This window comes from Kitasatospora sp. NPDC051170, from assembly GCF_044455705.1.
In the GTDB taxonomy this organism is placed as follows: domain Bacteria; phylum Actinomycetota; class Actinomycetes; order Streptomycetales; family Streptomycetaceae; genus Kitasatospora.
Window position 1 is genome coordinate 171,046 of record NZ_JBITFA010000007.1, and the last position, 14,183, is coordinate 185,228.

The 14,183-nt window shown below is 72.9% G+C and carries 15 protein-coding genes; 6 read left to right on the forward strand and 9 right to left on the reverse strand.

The genetic code is table 11. The features are described from left to right. Positions 1 to 87: 87 nt before the first annotated feature. Together ACIBCA_RS17405 and ACIBCA_RS17410 are read left to right on the forward strand one after the other, a co-directional pair. Complete coding sequence (locus ACIBCA_RS17405) at positions 88 to 813, forward strand: ABC transporter ATP-binding protein (RefSeq protein ID WP_396283744.1); 726 nt, start codon at positions 88 to 90, stop codon at positions 811 to 813. After that, positions 810 to 3,212, forward strand: a complete 2,403-nt coding sequence (locus ACIBCA_RS17410) for an ABC transporter permease (protein ID WP_396283745.1) — start codon at positions 810 to 812, stop codon at positions 3,210 to 3,212. The genes ACIBCA_RS17405 and ACIBCA_RS17410 overlap by 4 nt, the downstream gene beginning before the upstream one ends. Before the next feature lie 67 nt (positions 3,213 to 3,279). Here the strand turns inward: ACIBCA_RS17410 and dmpI are convergent, their stop codons facing one another. Together dmpI and ACIBCA_RS17420 are read right to left on the reverse strand one after the other, a co-directional pair. Further along, positions 3,280 to 3,462 (reverse strand): 4-oxalocrotonate tautomerase DmpI, encoded by a 183-nt coding sequence (dmpI, locus tag ACIBCA_RS17415; RefSeq protein WP_031075768.1) that lies wholly within the window; start codon positions 3,460 to 3,462, stop codon positions 3,280 to 3,282. Positions 3,463 to 3,562: 100 nt separating this feature from the next. Beyond that, a complete protein-coding gene (locus ACIBCA_RS17420; RefSeq protein ID WP_396283746.1) occupies positions 3,563 to 4,462 on the reverse strand; it encodes a LysR substrate-binding domain-containing protein in 900 nt (299 codons plus the stop codon). 139 nt (positions 4,463 to 4,601) lie between these two features. Between ACIBCA_RS17420 and ACIBCA_RS17425 the strand changes: the two genes are divergently transcribed. Further along, complete coding sequence (locus tag ACIBCA_RS17425) at positions 4,602 to 4,979, forward strand: nuclear transport factor 2 family protein (RefSeq protein WP_396283747.1); 378 nt, start codon at positions 4,602 to 4,604, stop codon at positions 4,977 to 4,979. A 27-nt stretch (positions 4,980 to 5,006) separates the two neighbouring features. On the opposite strand, the gene ACIBCA_RS17430 is transcribed toward ACIBCA_RS17425, so the two are convergent. From ACIBCA_RS17430 to ACIBCA_RS17440, 3 genes are all read right to left on the reverse strand, one after another. Beyond that, positions 5,007 to 5,783: a MerR family transcriptional regulator gene (locus ACIBCA_RS17430; protein WP_396283748.1), complete on the reverse strand. Its 777-nt coding sequence runs from the start codon at positions 5,781 to 5,783 to the stop codon at positions 5,007 to 5,009. Between the two features lie 28 nt (positions 5,784 to 5,811). After that, positions 5,812 to 6,924, reverse strand: coding sequence for a serine hydrolase domain-containing protein (locus tag ACIBCA_RS17435; RefSeq protein WP_396283749.1), 1,113 nt, complete (start codon positions 6,922 to 6,924; stop codon positions 5,812 to 5,814). A gap of 162 nt (positions 6,925 to 7,086) precedes the next feature. Further along, positions 7,087 to 7,725, reverse strand: coding sequence for a dihydrofolate reductase family protein (locus ACIBCA_RS17440; RefSeq protein WP_396283750.1), 639 nt, complete (start codon positions 7,723 to 7,725; stop codon positions 7,087 to 7,089). Positions 7,726 to 8,182: 457 nt separating this feature from the next. Between ACIBCA_RS17440 and ACIBCA_RS17445 the strand changes: the two genes are divergently transcribed. Continuing rightward, positions 8,183 to 9,193, forward strand: a complete 1,011-nt coding sequence (locus ACIBCA_RS17445; protein ID WP_396283751.1) for a helix-turn-helix domain-containing protein — start codon at positions 8,183 to 8,185, stop codon at positions 9,191 to 9,193. Between the two features lie 72 nt (positions 9,194 to 9,265). Then, positions 9,266 to 9,715 (forward strand): nitroreductase family deazaflavin-dependent oxidoreductase, encoded by a 450-nt coding sequence (locus tag ACIBCA_RS17450; protein ID WP_396283864.1) that lies wholly within the window; start codon positions 9,266 to 9,268, stop codon positions 9,713 to 9,715. Positions 9,716 to 9,812: 97 nt separating this feature from the next. On the opposite strand, the gene ACIBCA_RS17455 is transcribed toward ACIBCA_RS17450, so the two are convergent. After that, a complete protein-coding gene (locus ACIBCA_RS17455; RefSeq protein WP_396283752.1) occupies positions 9,813 to 10,136 on the reverse strand; it encodes a transcriptional regulator in 324 nt (107 codons plus the stop codon). Then, positions 10,133 to 10,819, reverse strand: coding sequence for a hypothetical protein (locus tag ACIBCA_RS17460; protein ID WP_396283753.1), 687 nt, complete (start codon positions 10,817 to 10,819; stop codon positions 10,133 to 10,135). The genes ACIBCA_RS17455 and ACIBCA_RS17460 overlap by 4 nt, the downstream gene beginning before the upstream one ends. A gap of 319 nt (positions 10,820 to 11,138) precedes the next feature. Here ACIBCA_RS17460 and ACIBCA_RS17465 point away from each other — a divergent pair, with 319 nt between their 5' ends. Beyond that, entirely contained in the window at positions 11,139 to 11,747 is a 609-nt protein-coding gene (locus tag ACIBCA_RS17465; protein WP_396283754.1) for a hypothetical protein, read from the forward strand. An 8-nt stretch (positions 11,748 to 11,755) separates the two neighbouring features. Here the strand turns inward: ACIBCA_RS17465 and ACIBCA_RS17470 are convergent, their stop codons facing one another. Both ACIBCA_RS17470 and ACIBCA_RS17475 read right to left on the reverse strand, forming a co-directional pair. Then, on the reverse strand, positions 11,756 to 12,997 hold the full coding sequence (locus tag ACIBCA_RS17470) for an epoxide hydrolase family protein (protein ID WP_396283755.1): 1,242 nt from the start codon (positions 12,995 to 12,997) through the stop codon (positions 11,756 to 11,758). A 102-nt stretch (positions 12,998 to 13,099) separates the two neighbouring features. Beyond that, positions 13,100 to 14,017, reverse strand: coding sequence for a ketopantoate reductase family protein (locus ACIBCA_RS17475; protein ID WP_396283756.1), 918 nt, complete (start codon positions 14,015 to 14,017; stop codon positions 13,100 to 13,102). Positions 14,018 to 14,183: the final 166 nt, after the last annotated feature.

The window sequence follows — 14,183 nt, forward strand, 5'->3', positions numbered from 1 at the left end:
GTACGCCACCGGGCCGACGGCCTGGGAGAGAGGTGACATCCGCCGGCCGACGCGACGGACCACGGTCCGTTCCTAGGTTGATGGCCCATGACGAACGAACCGATGATCGATCTCCAGGACGCGACGAAGAAATACGACGACGGCCCGCCCGCGCTGGCCGGGGTGAGCCTGTCCGTGGCGGCCGGTGAGTGCGTGGCGATCCTCGGCCACTCCGGCAGTGGCAAGTCGACGCTGCTGAACCTGGTCGCGGGGCTGGACAAGCCCTCCAGCGGCACCGTGACCGTCAACGGGACCCGGGTCGACCAGCTCGGCGAGGCCGGTTCGGCGAAGTACCGGCGGGCTTCCGTCGGCATGGTCTTCCAGTTCTTCAACCTGCTCGACGACCTGACGGTGCTGGACAACGTGATGGTTCCGGCGCAGTTGGCCGGGATGGGCAGGATCGAGGTGAAGCGGCGGGCCGCCGAGCTGCTCACCTCGCTGGGCATCGACCGGCACGCCAAGGCGTACCCGCAGCGGCTGTCCGGCGGCCAGCGGCAGCGGGTGGCGGTGGCCAGGGCCCTGATGAACCGGCCGGCGCTGCTGCTGGCCGACGAGCCCACCGGCGCGCTGGACTCGCGCTCGGCCGAGGACGTGCGCCGGCTGCTGCTGGACCTGAACGCCGACGGCCAGACCATCCTGCTGGTGACCCACGACACCCACCTGGCCGCGACCACCGCGCGACGCACGATCGAGCTGGTGGACGGTGCCGTGGCCCGGGACGTGCTCAACCCGGTCGGCGTCGGCTCCGACAGCTCGGCGGGAGCGGTCCGATGAGCGCCCTGGGCAAGGTCGTACGATCCGGCGTCGGGCGGCGTCGTGTGCAGTCCCTCGTGATGGCCCTGACGACCTTCGCGGCCGTCACCTCCTCGGTGCTCTCGCTCGGTCTGCTGACCGCTGTGCAGGCCCCGTTCGACCACGCCTTCAAGGCCCGCAAGGGCGCGCACCTGTCGGTCCAGTTCGACGGCTCGAAGGCCACTGCCGCGCAGGCCGCCGCCACCGCGCACACCGCCGGCGTCACCGAGGCGTCCGGGCCGTACCCGGTCACCACCGCCCTGAACACGAGCTTCGGCGCGGACTGTACCTGGGAGATCACCCCGGGCATGCCGCTGGCCGGTCGCACCGACCAGCCGGTCGTCGCCGCCACCCGGCCCGACCTGGCCGGCGCCTCCGGCCTGGACCATCTGGCCCTGGTCGACGGCAGGTGGCCGACCACCGCGAACGAGATCGTCCTGGCCTCATGGGACCACCACTGCGCGGACGGTTCCGTGGTGTTCGACTCGCTGCCGGGCAAGCCCTCGTTCAAGGTCGTCGGCCTGGCGAACTCGCTGACGAACACCGCGACCGGCTTCCTCACCGGCGACGGCTTCGCGCGTCTGACCGCCGCCGGCGCGAGGACCGACCAGCAGATGCTCTACCGGTTCGCCGCATCCGGGGCCGAGGCCGACCTCGCCACGGACAAGCAGGCGGTCGCGGCCGCCGCACCGGCCGGTTCGGTCGAGGGCGGACAGTCCTACCTGGCCGTGGAGAAGCAGATCACCGGCACCACGAAGTCCTACGTGCCGTTCCTGGTCGTCTTCGGCATCCTCGGCCTGTTCCTGTCGGTGCTGATCATCGCGATCGTGGTCAGCGGCGCGGTGGTCTCGGGAATCCGGCGCATCGGGATCCTGAAGTCGCTCGGCTTCACCCCCTGGCAGGTGGCCCGCGCCTACGCCGCTCAGGCCCTGATCCCGGCGACGATCGGCGTGGTGGGCGGCACGCTGGCCGGCAACCTGCTGGCCGTCCCGGTCCTGGGCAGGGCCGGCAAGGAACTCGGGGCCGCCGACACCGGCCTGCCGGTGTGGGTCAGCCTCGTCGTGCCGCTCGGCACCCTGGTCATCGTCGGTGTCGCCGCGCTCATCCCGGCGCTTCGGGCCGGCCGGATGCCGGCGGTGCAGACCCTGGTCGTCGGCCGCGCCCCCAAGGCCGAGCGCGGCCGGGCCGCGCAGCGCCTGGCGAGCAGGCTGCCGCTGCCCCGGCCGATGTCGTTCGGACTGGCCCAACCGTTCGCCAAACCGGCCCGGGCCGCGCTGGTCGGCGCCGCGGTGCTGTTCGGCACGGTCAGCGTCACGTTCGCCATCGGGCTGGAGAGCGGGTTCAGCAAGTACCAGGACGTGGGTAGCTCCGGTTTCAAGGCCGCGTCGATGCTCGTGGTGCCCGCCGGCACGCCCACCGGCTACCACGAACCCGGTGGCGGCCCTGGTGTCCCCCACCTGGACTCCACCGGGGTGGCCGCCGCGCTCGCCTCGGTCCCGGGCACGAAGGCCGCGTTCGGCTGGGGCAACAGCGGCGCGACCGTGATCGGCGCACCGACGGGCGACCACACGACGGTGGACACCACCACCGGCGACCTGTCCTGGACCAACCTGGCGCTGCTCGAAGGACGCTGGTACCGGAGCCCCGGCGAAGCCGTGATCAACGACCACCTGTCCTCGGCGCTCGGGATGCACGTCGGCGACACCGTCACCGTGACGCAGAACGACAAGCGACTGCCGCTGCGGATCGTCGGCATCGACTTCGACGGCGGCAGCGAGGGGTTCGTGATGACCGACAACGCCACGTTCACCGCCGCCGGGATGACGCCGTACATCACCCAGTTCAACGTCGAGCTGGCCGACGACGTCAGCGGCTCGGACTGGTCCGCCTCGGCCGCCCCCGTGCTGGCCCCGCTGCACGCCGAAGCCACCCCGAACATCACGTTCGCGAGCCTCACGGTGCTCACCATGGCCGCCCTAGTGGCCACCCTCACCCTGATGATGATCGCGGTCGCCGCGCTCGGCGTGCTGAACACCGTGGTGCAGGACACCCGGGAACGGATCCACGACCTGGGGATCTTCAAGGCCCTCGGGATGACGCCCCGGCAGACCGTCGCGATGGTGCTGACCTCGGTGAGCCTCACCGGCCTGGTCGCCGGGCTGATCGGGGTCCCGATCGGGATAGCGGTGGAGAAGGCGACGCTGACCCGGATGGCGAGCGCGATCGGCAGGAACCTGCCGCCGAGCGTGACCCACGTCTACACCCCCTGGGTGGTGCTCCCGCTGCTCGCCGGCGGGATCGCGATCGCCCTGCTCGGGGCACTGCTGCCGGCCGGCTGGGCGGCGCGCTCCCGGACCGCCACCGCGCTGCGGACCGAGTAGCACCGGCGGCTCGCATACCCCGGGGTGGGAAGTCGGCCGGGCCGACTTCCCGCTCCGGGGTTCGGGGCTACTTGTCGGCGGTGAGGGTGCCGGCCGCGCCCCAGTTCTCGGGCTGGTGCTCCTGGACGAAGACGATCACGCTCTCGGCGGGGACCTCCAAGGCCTCCACGAACGCGTCGGTGACCTTCTTGACCAGCTCGCGCTTCTGCTCGACCGTGCGCGGGCCCTGCTGGATGGTGACGACGGGCATCTTCGGCTCCTCACCGGGTAGTTGAGCCGGTTCCTCCGGCTGGAACCAGTTCACCCCGTGGAGGGGTCCCGCACCCAGACCCGAATCTCTCTGGCAGCGATCACGAATCCTGATCGTCGCAGGTCGGAGCCTCGCCTCGGCGGCAGGCGTCCAGGAGGAGGCGAGGGAGGGGCGCGGAGCGGCGCACGGCGAGGGAGGTCGGCAGGGACAGCGGGGTGCGGCAGGGCCGGAACGCGATCCGGGTGGTGCTGGTCATCCGGGCGGTGGCGGCGTACAGCACCGTCCAGGTCGGGGTGCCGGTGCCGATCGCGGCCAGGGTGTCCTGGAGGCTGCCCTGAAGGGGGCACCGCGTCGGCTCGAAACCGGCCCGCGCGCAGGCGTCCAGGACCAGGTCCACCAGGGCGGGGTGGTTCTGGCGCTCGGTCATCCGCAGCGGCAGTCCGGCGAGGTCCGCGAGGTCGATCTCGGGCCGGTCGGCGAGCGGGTGCCGGGAGGGCAGGGCCACCACCAACTCGTCCTGCCAGACGGGCAGGAAGCGCAGCTCGGGGCTCTGCTCGGCGACGGCGCTGCGGACGAAGGCGGCGTCGAGCCGTCCGTCCGCCAGCCGGGCGAGCCGCTCCCGGACGGGGGCGGACTGCATCTCGACCCGGACCTCCGGGGCCCCGCGCTGGTAGGCGTCCAGGATCGCGTCGAGCCGCTCACCGAGCCCGGTGATGGTGCCGAGCCGCAGAACGGCGGGGGCGGCCAGATCCGCGGCGAGCGCGCGGGCGGTGGCCTCGGCGGCCAGGACGTCCAGGGCGGCGGGCAGGAAGCGCTCCCCGGCCGGGGTCAGCCGGACGTGGCGGGGCGAGCGGTCGAACAGCTCGACCTTCAACTGCCGCTCCAACGACCGGACCTGCTGGCTCACGGCCGGCTGCCCCAGCATCAGCCGCTCGGCGGCCCGCCCGAAGTGCAGCTCCTCCGCGACGGCGACGAAGCAGCGCAACTGCCGCAGCTCCATGGACCCGTACCCCCGTTCCTGGTCAACCGCGCCGTGCCTCGCCGCGTCTCGTCTGGTCTCGTCTGGTCTGGTCTGGTCTGGTCTCGTCTGGTCTCGTGGCAATCCTAGGGAGCATGGCCGTTGCTGGTATGACTGAGGGATGCAGGAAGAGACCGCACGCTCCGCGATCGACACGTTCATTGCCGCGTTCAACGCCTCGGACGACGAGTACGTGACCGCGCTGCTCTCCCGGGCCCTGACCTCGGACGTGGTCTTCTGGGGGCCGCTGGGCCGCAGCGAGGGAATCGAGGCGGTCGAGCGGTTCGTCCTGGACATCCGGCGCCACCCGGCGGGGACGGGCACGATGGTGCGCTGCTCGGCGGTGGACATGCCCGGCGAATGGGCCCGGTACCAGTGGGTGTTCACCACGCCCGACGGAGGCCCCCGCCTGGCGGGAACGGACGTCGTCCACCTGCGGCGCAGCCTCATCGACCAGATCATCGTCTTCGCGGGCGAGATCGAGCCGGTCGTCTCCTGAGCCGTCCTTGCACCAGCTGCCACCCTGTCAGTGGCGGGGGATGGGGACGCCGGCGGCGCGGAGTCCGGCTTCGGTGAGGGCGGTCAGGCGGGCCGCGACGGGGGCCTGGTCGCCGCGGTGGGTGTTGATGAGGCGGTACTGGGCGGAGGCCCTGGCCCAGGCCCGCTGGCTGGCGGGGGTGCCGAGGAGGGCGGGGTTGGCCAGGTAGTGGTCGGCCATGGCGGTGGCGAGTTCTTCGATCCGGGGGTCGTCCGGGGCCCAGGTCTCGGCTTCCTGGCCGCGTTTGGCGAGGTCGACGAACCCTGGGTCCTCCAGGCGGTGTTCGAGCTGGGCGAGGAAGCCGTCGAAGCCCTCCGGGACGAGGACGCGGGCGAGGACCAGGGCTTCGCGCTGGGCGGCGACGTAGTCCGGGGTGAAGCCGAGGGCGGGCATGCGGTCGAGGAGGGCGCAGGCGCGGTCGGGGAGGAGGGCGCGGTCGCCTTCGGCGAGGCGGTGGAGCTGGTCGAGGCGGGCGGTCAGGTCGGCGATCCGGTCGGTGAGCTGCCGGGCGACGTCGGCGAGGGTGTCGGTGAAGCGCTCGGTGTCGGCGTCGAGCAGGGGCCCGGTCTCGGCGAGCGGGACCCCGGCGGCGGCGAGGGTGCGGACCTGGACGATCCGCAGCAACTCCCGTGAGCCGTACCGGCGGTAGCCGGAGCCGTCGCGCCGGGGCTCGTCGACCAGCCCGAGGCGGTGGTAGTGCCGCACCGTCTTGACGGTGACGCCGGCGAAGGCCGCCGCCTGCCCGATCGTGACCCCGTTCGTCATGACCGACAGCGTAAGGGTCCGGGACCGTTCAGCCGGTCGGCTGCCGTCCGGCGCCGAACACCTCGCCGACGAGGCGCTGTTGGGCGGCCTGGAAGGCCGGTGCCAGCGACATGTCGGCGTCGTCCACGTACGTCAGCCCGGCGGTCATGGTCGTACGGCCGTCGGGCGTGCCGTACATCAGCGCCGCCGAGCCGATGGTGGCGCCGTTGTGGTGATGGACGGTGCCGCCCTCCGGGCCGAGGTCCTGGGTGAACAGGCCGAGGCCGTAGCCGATCGTGGCCTCCGGGGCGCGCATCTCGGCGAGCAGGTCGGCGGGCAGGAGCCTGCCGCCCATGAGTGCGGAGAAGTAGGTGTGCAGGTCCGCGGTGGTGGAGATCATGTCGCCACCGGCGGCGACCCAGGAGGGGTTGTGGCGGGTGACGTCGACCGTCTGCTCCCGCCCGGCGTCCTCGTAGCGGTAGTAGCCGTGGTTGTGGGGCGCGGGGACCTCCGGCGAGGCACCCGGCGCCACGGTGCCGGTCATCCCCAGCGGCGCCAGGACCAGCCGCTGGAGTTCCTCGGCGAACGGCCGGCCGGTGACGCTCTCGATCACCAGCCGGGCCAGCACGTAGTTGGTGTTGGAGTAGCTCCAGCCCTCCCCGGGCGCGAACCGCGCGGGCTTGGACAGCGACAGCCGCACCAGCTCCTCGGGCGAGTAGGTGTGGAAGCGCTTCTCCACCCACTCCTTGCCGCGCCAGGGGATGCCGGGCACGATCGTCCCGTCCTCGTACAGCTCGCCGGTGTGGCTGAAGATCCCGCTGGTGTGCTGCAGCAGCATCCGCACGGTGATCCGCCGGTCGAGGCCGAACCCGGGCAGGTGGTCGTCGGCCGGGGCGTCCAGGCCGATCCGGCCCTCGGCCGCCAGCGCGAGCACCGTGGTCGCGACGAAGCTCTTGGTGCTGCTGCCGATCCGGAAGTGCCCGTCGGTCAACGCCTCGCCGCTGCCGCCGAGTTCGCGCACCCCGGCGCCACCGACCCACTCGCCCTGCGGGTCGTTCACCCGCAGCTGCACCGCGAGGACGCCGGACTCGACGATCTCCTCGATCGCCTGCCGCAGCTGCGGGCGGTCCTGCTGCTGCCGGGCGGGAAGGGTGACGGACATGGTTGCTCCCTCGGAGGCGCCGGGCCCGCGTCGGTGTCGGGCCGTTGCGACGAGCCTCCACCCTGACCCAGGGTCAACCTCAAGAGTGATCCGGCTCACATGCGCAGCCGTGGTGCCCCCGCCCGGAGACGGGGGCACCACGAGCGCATCACCGGCGGCGGATCACTGCTCCGGCCCGCCGTTGCGCAGCAGCTCGTCCATGTCGCCGGTGCCGGGCGTGCCCTCCGTCAGCCCGTACCGGAGGTGGACGGTGCCCTTCGGAGTGGCGGCGGGCGCATCGAGGAGGGCGAGGTTGGTGGGCACGGCGCCGCCGTCGGCGAAGACCTTCTTGCCGGTGCCGAGGAGGATCGGGTGGACCCAGAGGTCCAGCTGGTCGAAGAGCTTCTCCCGCAGGAGGGTCTGGAACAGGTCGAGGCTGCCGACGACCTTCACGTGCTCGTGCCGGTCGCGGATCGCCCGCACCGCGGCGGGCAGGTCCGGGCCCAGGTGCACGGAGCCCTCCCAGGTCAGGTCGGGCTCGCTGCGGGAGGCCACGTACTTCGGGATGCCGTTGAAGAGCGCGGCGAAGGGGCTGTGCTCGGCCTTCGGCCAGTAACCGGCGAAGATCTCGTACGTCCGCCGGCCGAGCAGCAGCGCGTCGACGCCCTGGTAGGCGGCGTCGACCTGCGCCCCGGCGGTCTCGTCCAGCAGCGGGACCTGCCAGCCGCCGAAGGGGAAGCCCTCCGGGTCCTCGTCGGGGCCGCCGGGGGCCTGCGCGACGAAGTCGAGGGTGGTGAACAGGGCGACGTGGATGCGGCCCATGGTGTGCTCCCGAGGAGAGTCGGTGTGTGGCCTGTCGGGAAGGTGGACCGGCCGGGAGCGCCGAACTCATCGCTGCGCCGCGACCCGATTTCCCGCCTCGATGATCCCCCGCCGGCCGCCGGGGAGCGGCTCGAAGCGCCGCGTGCCCGGCGCGGAAGGCCGCACCGGGCACGCGGGGGGACGGCGGTGGGGCGCCGATGACGGGCGGGGCCCGGTTGGTGCTTCTCCGGCGCGAGCGGCGTGACCGGGCCCCGTCAGTGGTTCACGCTAGGCTCCGGGGGCGGGCGGGGGATCAGCGGGGAGTCTCGTGTTCTGCGCACTCCGTCTCCTGTCCCGTGGGCGCGGAGTGCGGTGCGCGGCTCGCCTCGGGTCCTGACAGGTCCCGGCCAATGGCAGACATGGGAATGCAGGCGCGTTTCGGCCGGTCCGGCGGGGTCGGCGGGAGGAGGGGGCGGAGATGTCCGTGGGGACGGAGGAGATCGCGCGGGTCGGCGGTACGGCGGCGCGGGACCGGTTCGAGCACTGGCGGGAAGTGGTGAGGCTGGGCTGGGACAGCGAGGTGACCAGTGCCCACGCCGAGGACTTCACAGCGGAGGTCCGGAGGTCCGAACTGGGGCTGGCGACCGTCCTGGGGACGTCGTTCCCGTCGGCGCGGTTCCGGCGCACCGAGCGCATGATCCGGTGCTCGGACAACGAGCAGTACCACCTGGGGCTGCTCACCCGCGGCAGCCAGGCGATCGCACACGGGCGGGACCGGACGGAGACCTGCGGGCCGGGCGACCTCATCCTGCTGGACACCCGGCTGCCCTTCGACGACCGGTACTTCGGCGCCCCCGGCCCGGACGGGAAGGGGACGGCCGTCACCGGCGTCTGCATCGACGTACCCGTATCACTGCTCGCGGTTCCGCCGCGCCACCTGCGCCACCTGCTCGGCCGCAGGCTGTCCGGGAGTGAGGGGACGGGCGCACTGCTGGCCGAGTTCATCCTCGGACTGGACCGCCAGGCCCCCGCGCTGCTGCCCGCCGCGGCGGCCAGGCTCGGCGAGGTCGCGGTCGACCTGGTGTCGGCCTGGCTCGCGAGCGAGCTCGACGCCGAGCACACCGTGTCGCCCGACGCCCGGGCCCGTGCCACGGTCGAGACCGTCAGATCGTTCATCCGGCGCAACCTCCACGACCCCGAACTGACGCCCTCGACGATCGCCGCCGCCCACCACATCTCCGTCAGCCACCTGCACCGCCTGTTCGCCGAGCACCTCCCCGGCCGGACCGTTGCCGCCCTGATCCGCAGTCAGCGGTTGGCCAAGGCCCACCGCGAGCTCGCCGACCCGGCGCTGCGCACACTGCCCGTCCACGCCATCGCCACCCGCTGCGGCATGCCGCGCGCCTCCGACTTCGGCCGCGCCTTCAAGGCCGCGTACGGGCTCACCCCGCGCGAACACCGCCACCGAGCGCTGGGCGAGTCGCGGTGATGCTCGCCCCGGGCGCGGGGCTCGTGCTGAACTGTCCCGACACGACGCGTACACGGAAGCAGGGTGAACACGATGCCGCTTGAGGGCGAGTACCAGCCGAGTCCGGCGCAGTGGGTGCGCGAGCAGGTCGAGTTGTACGAGAGCTCGGGCGGCACGAAGGGCACCACGCTGAGGGACACCGGGCTGCCGGTCGTGATCGTCACGATGCGCGGCGCGAAGAGCGGGAAGATCCACAAGGCGCCGGTGATGCGCGTGGAGCACGACGGCCGTTACGCGGCGGTGGCCTCCAAGGGCGGCCACCCGCAGCACCCGGTCTGGTACTTCAACCTCAAGGCCGACCCGCGGGTGGACCTCCAGGACGGGCCCGAGCTCCGGAGCATGGTGGCCCGTGAGATCAGCGGGGACGAGCGGGCGCGGTGGTGGGAGCGGGCGGTCGCCGCGTACCCGCCGTACGCGGAGTACCAGGAGAAGACGGACCGGCTGATCCCGGTGTTCGTGCTCGAACCCGCGGACCTGGGCTGAACGGGTGCCGCAGGACCGTCGTTTGACGGTCCTGCGGCACTCCCTACTGCTGTGGGCCGCCCTTCTCGGGCTGCCCGGCCTGCTAGGTCTGCCCGGGCTACCCGGTCTGCTCGATCTGCTCGATGAGCCGCTTGAGCTGGGTGACCTCGTCGCGCAGGGCGCGGTCCCCGGCGGGGGTGAGGGAGAGCCAGGTGCGGGCGCGCCTGCCCTCGTAGCCCTTCTCGACGGCGACCAGCCCGGCCTTCTCCAGGACGGTCAGGTGCTGGCTGAGGTTGCCGGCGGTGAGGCCGAGGGCGGTGCGCAGGAAGCCGAACTCGACGCGGCGTGCCTGGTGGGCGACGGTGAGGATGCCGAGGCGGACGCGCTGGTGGACGACGTCGTCGAGGCTGTTGACGGGGTGCTGATCGGGCTCGGTGCTCATCGGGCGTCGCGCCGCCGGTGGGGCCGCTCGACGAGGGCGAAGCCGAGGGCGCCGAGCAGGAGCAGCAGGCCGGGCACGGCCAGGTCGGGCAGGGCCGACCAGGGCGAGGTGACGGACATCCCCGCCCAGCCGGTGCCGAACGGCACCAGCACCACGGTCAGGTACGTCACCGCGAGGAGCAGCAGGCCCCGGCTGCGTTCCACCCGGGCCAGCACCAGCAGCGGCACCCCGACGGAGGTGGCGCTGCCGGAGAGGCGCTGGAGGAACCGCGTCGTCCCGGAGGCGGGGTCGAGGTGCAGGCCCCAGAAGTCCAGCGAGGCCCCGGGGCCGGGCATCCCGTCGCGCAGGCTCCACATCGCGGTGGCGGTGCCCAGGCCGACCAGGACGATCCCGGTGAGGACGTACGGCCGCACGGGCGTCCCGACCCCGCGGCTGCGGGCGCGGCGGCTGTAGAAGAGCGCCGTCGCGACGTAGGCGAGCGCCAGCCCGAGGGGCCAGTAGAGCGGCGCCCCCTGCCTGACCAGGCTGCAGTCGGCGGTCACCCCGGGCGGGGCCCCGTGGCAGGGGACGGTCTGGATCTCGAAGGTGAGCCGGCCGACCAGGATGCCGCCCAGCGTGAGCACGCCCAGCAGCAGGAGGGGGAACCAGGCACCGCGCTGTGCGGCGCGCACGCGACGGGTCAAGTCGTCGAGTCCGGCGAGGAGTTCGTGAGGGGTGCCCGGCGTTGGCACCGACGCATCTGTCATGCCATCAGCTTTGCATTACAAACCAGTTGTGGCAAGAGACCTCCTGAGGTCGAAAATGCGCGCACGGCTCCCGGGTGCCGCGTGATGAGCCGCCTTGGCCCGAACCCCCTCCCCCAACCCGCGAGTCCGGGAAGGACCACGGGCAGGGCGACGGGCAGGGCGACACGCCGGTGGTGCTCCAGCTCAGCGCCGGTCACGGCCCGAGGCCACAATGCCCCTTGATCCCGGGGCGGTTGGGTGTGGGAAAGTCGTGGGCATGCCCATCATCTCCCCCGGCCGCGCCCGCCACCGCACGCTGGTGGCCGTCGCCCTGCTCGCCGCCGCGACGGCGCTCACCGCCTGCGGTGAGCGCCGCACCGACACGACCGCCAACGCCGCCAGGCCCCCCGTCGCCCCCGCCGATACCGCCGGCCCCGCCGAGACCACCCCGTACGTCGACCCCGGCATCGCGGACGGCGCCCCGCACAACCGCGACAACCTCGCCTACCGCCGCGCCCGCGAGATCTCCCCGGCCTCCACGGCGGACGCCAAGCGCGAGGCGGACCGGATCGAGCCCGTGCTCAAGCGGCTCTGGGAGCAGGGCTCCTGGACGCCCGAGGCCGTACGGGCGGCGATGCTCGGCCTCGGCTACCAGCTGGAGCAGACCGGTCCGACCGGCGAGATCCTCGGCGGCACCCTCGACGTCCGCCCCATGGACTCCCGCTTCGAGACCGACCACTACGTCACCCCGCCCGGCGCCCGGATCGGCCTGCGGGTGCACCCCGACACCTGCGTGTCGGCGTCCGTCGAGCCCGCCAGCTACTCGGTCTCGGTCAACGGCACCTATCCGGAGACCGGCTGCTTCCAGCCCCCGTACGGTCACTGAGAGGCTGGCTACCGCCGTCCCCGGAACGTGCGCCGCAGATCGTCCACCCAGGCGCCGGGGTTCTCCCAGGGGATGAAGTGGCCGCCCTTCTCATGGGCGTTGACGTTGACGTGGTTGAACCAGGCCGCCTGCGGGCCGGCCTTGAACGCCTCGACGCGCTCGGCGGCGCTGTGGACGCCGGGCGGGTTCTCGTAGGTGACCAGGGTGACGCCCACCGGGGCCTCCACGGCCGGGGTGCGGTCGTGGGAGCGGGTCCAGGGGTGGCGGTTGGCGTTGGCGTAGTAACGCATCGACGTGCCGATGGAGTTGTTCACCCAGTAGATCGTGGCGTGGGTGAGCAGATCATCCTTGCCGAACACGGACTCGACGTCTCCCCCGTCGTCGCTCCACGCACTCCAGCGCTCCAGCATCCAGGCGAGCAGCCCGGCGGGCGAGTCGCTGAGCCCGTGGGCCAGGGTCGCGCCGTCGAGCATGTGGACGGCGAGGTGCGCGGCGAAGGAGCGGTCCAACTCCTGGACGCGCTCCCGCACTTCGGCGGGCTGGTCGTCGGTGAGGGGCCGGTTGCGGGCGAAGTCCCAGGCGCGGGGGCCGTTGAAGAAGTCGAGCGGCAGGCCGGAGCCGATGTGGATGCCGTACAGCCGGTCGGCGTACTTGTGGCCGAGCTGGCTGGTGATCAGCCCGCCGATGTCACAGCCGCCGGCGGCGTACTTCTCGTAGCCCAGGGTCTCGGTCATCAGGGTGTGCCAGAGTTCCGACACCTTCCAGAAGTTGACGTCCGGGAAGCCGCTCAGCGGCCCGGGGAAGCCGAAGCCGGGCAGCGAGGGCACGATGACGTCGAACGCGTCGGCCGGGTCGCCCCCGAAGGCCGCCGGGTCGGCGAGCGGGTCGACGACCTTCGACCAGTGCCAGAACGTCCACGGCCAGCCGTGGGAGAGGATCAGCGGAATCGGACGCGGCCCGCGCCCCGCCCGGCGCATGAAGTGCACGGGCACGCCGGAGACGCCGACCCGGTAGTGCTCGTAGGCGTTGATCGCGGCCTCGGCCCTGCGCCAGTCGAAGCCGTCCCGCCAGTACGCGACCAACTCCCCCACGTAGCCCGCCGGAACCCCGTACGACCAGTCCTCGTTCCCCTCCTCCACCGGCGCCCGCGTCCGCCCGAGCCGCTCCCGCAGATCCCCGAGCACCTCCTCCGGCACGTGGATGGGGCTCGGCTCCAGGGGGAACAGGGGGAAGGCGTGCGGGGCGGCCATGGCGTGACTTCCTTCCGGCGAACGGTCGGTGCGGATCACCTCCACCCTGCCATGCGCGCCACCGGGCAGCCGCGGGCGGCTCCCGGGCCGGGGGCCGCCCGCTCAGCTCCGGGCGTTGTGAACCCGCACCCGGACGGCCACCGCGCGCAGGAGCGGCACCGGTACGTTCAGTGCCTCGGCGCGTGCCACCAGGTCGCCGAAGATCTGTTCCGCCTCGACGGGGAGGCCCGCGCTCAGGTCCCGGAACAGCGAGGAGGTGTCGTCGGAGCCCTTCTCGGTGACCATCGCGCGCGTCCGTGCCAGGTCCGCCTCGGGGACGGGGTACCCGGCGGCGGCCGCGACCGAGGCGGCCTCCGCGATCACGGCCTCGGCGAGTTCCGTGCCGCCCGGCGCGGCCGCGACCTCGCCGACGGTGCCGCCGCCCAGCACGTTGACGGCGCCGAGGCTGGTGATGAAGGCCCACTTCGACCACATCGCCGCGTCGATCGACCCGGCGAGCGCCGTCGTGAACCCGGCGCCGGACAGCGCCTCGTGGACCTCCGCGACCCGCGCGTCCGTACGGCCGCCGCGCACGCCGTAGACGAGGCTGCCCATGTCCGCGAGCATCGCGACGTCGCCCTGCTCGTCGAGCTTGGCCATCACCAGCGCGACCCCGCCGAGCACCGCCTCCTCGCCGAACCGCCCGACCAGGACGTCGATCTGCCGCAGCCCGTTGAGCACGGGCACGATCCGCGTCCCCGGCCCGACCGCCGGCGCGATGTCCTCGACCGCCCCCGCCAGGCCCGCCTCCTTGACCGTCAGCAGCACCAGGTCGTAGGGGCCGTCGATCCCGCCCGCCGTCACCAGCCGCGGCTCGATCACCGTCTCCTCGCCCAGCCCGACGATCCGCAGCCCCCGCTCCCGCAGCACCCGGGCCCGCCCCTCGCGCACCAGGAACGTGACGTCCCGCCCGGCCCGCGCCAGCCGCCCACCGAAGAACCCGCCCGTGGCGCCGGCTCCGACGATCAGAATCCGCATCATGCCCCTTCCGTGGCTGCACCTTCCCGGTGACCAACCGCGCCGGGGCCGAGATCATTCCAGCTGGAAATTCCCCTGGAACCCGCGACCCCGGCGAGGCCCCCGGGTGTCGCGGGGCTCGCCGGGGCCGCGGGGCTCGCCGGGGCTGCAGGACTCGCCGGGGCTGCAG

Bases quoted from the DNA above. Each gene is read 5' to 3' on its own strand.
- ACIBCA_RS17440 (WP_396283750.1), bottom strand. From the start codon at position 7,725: ATGGGCCGCATCCACGTCGCCCTGTTCACCACCCTCGACTTCGTCGCG.
- ACIBCA_RS17465 (WP_396283754.1), top strand. From the start codon at position 11,139: ATGCCCATCATCTCCCCCGGCCGCGCCCGCCACCGCACGCTGGTGGCC.
- dmpI (WP_031075768.1), bottom strand. From the start codon at position 3,462: ATGCCCGTCGTCACCATCCAGCAGGGCCCGCGCACGGTCGAGCAGAAG.
- ACIBCA_RS17445 (WP_396283751.1), top strand. From the start codon at position 8,183: ATGTCCGTGGGGACGGAGGAGATCGCGCGGGTCGGCGGTACGGCGGCG.
- ACIBCA_RS17450 (WP_396283864.1), top strand. From the start codon at position 9,266: ATGCCGCTTGAGGGCGAGTACCAGCCGAGTCCGGCGCAGTGGGTGCGC.
- ACIBCA_RS17435 (WP_396283749.1), bottom strand. From the start codon at position 6,924: ATGTCCGTCACCCTTCCCGCCCGGCAGCAGCAGGACCGCCCGCAGCTG.
- ACIBCA_RS17455 (WP_396283752.1), bottom strand. From the start codon at position 10,136: ATGAGCACCGAGCCCGATCAGCACCCCGTCAACAGCCTCGACGACGTC.
- ACIBCA_RS17470 (WP_396283755.1), bottom strand. From the start codon at position 12,997: ATGGCCGCCCCGCACGCCTTCCCCCTGTTCCCCCTGGAGCCGAGCCCC.
- ACIBCA_RS17420 (WP_396283746.1), bottom strand. From the start codon at position 4,462: ATGGAGCTGCGGCAGTTGCGCTGCTTCGTCGCCGTCGCGGAGGAGCTG.
- ACIBCA_RS17425 (WP_396283747.1), top strand. From the start codon at position 4,602: ATGCAGGAAGAGACCGCACGCTCCGCGATCGACACGTTCATTGCCGCG.
- ACIBCA_RS17410 (WP_396283745.1), top strand. From the start codon at position 810: ATGAGCGCCCTGGGCAAGGTCGTACGATCCGGCGTCGGGCGGCGTCGT.
- ACIBCA_RS17475 (WP_396283756.1), bottom strand. From the start codon at position 14,017: ATGATGCGGATTCTGATCGTCGGAGCCGGCGCCACGGGCGGGTTCTTC.
- ACIBCA_RS17430 (WP_396283748.1), bottom strand. From the start codon at position 5,783: ATGACGAACGGGGTCACGATCGGGCAGGCGGCGGCCTTCGCCGGCGTC.
- ACIBCA_RS17405 (WP_396283744.1), top strand. From the start codon at position 88: ATGACGAACGAACCGATGATCGATCTCCAGGACGCGACGAAGAAATAC.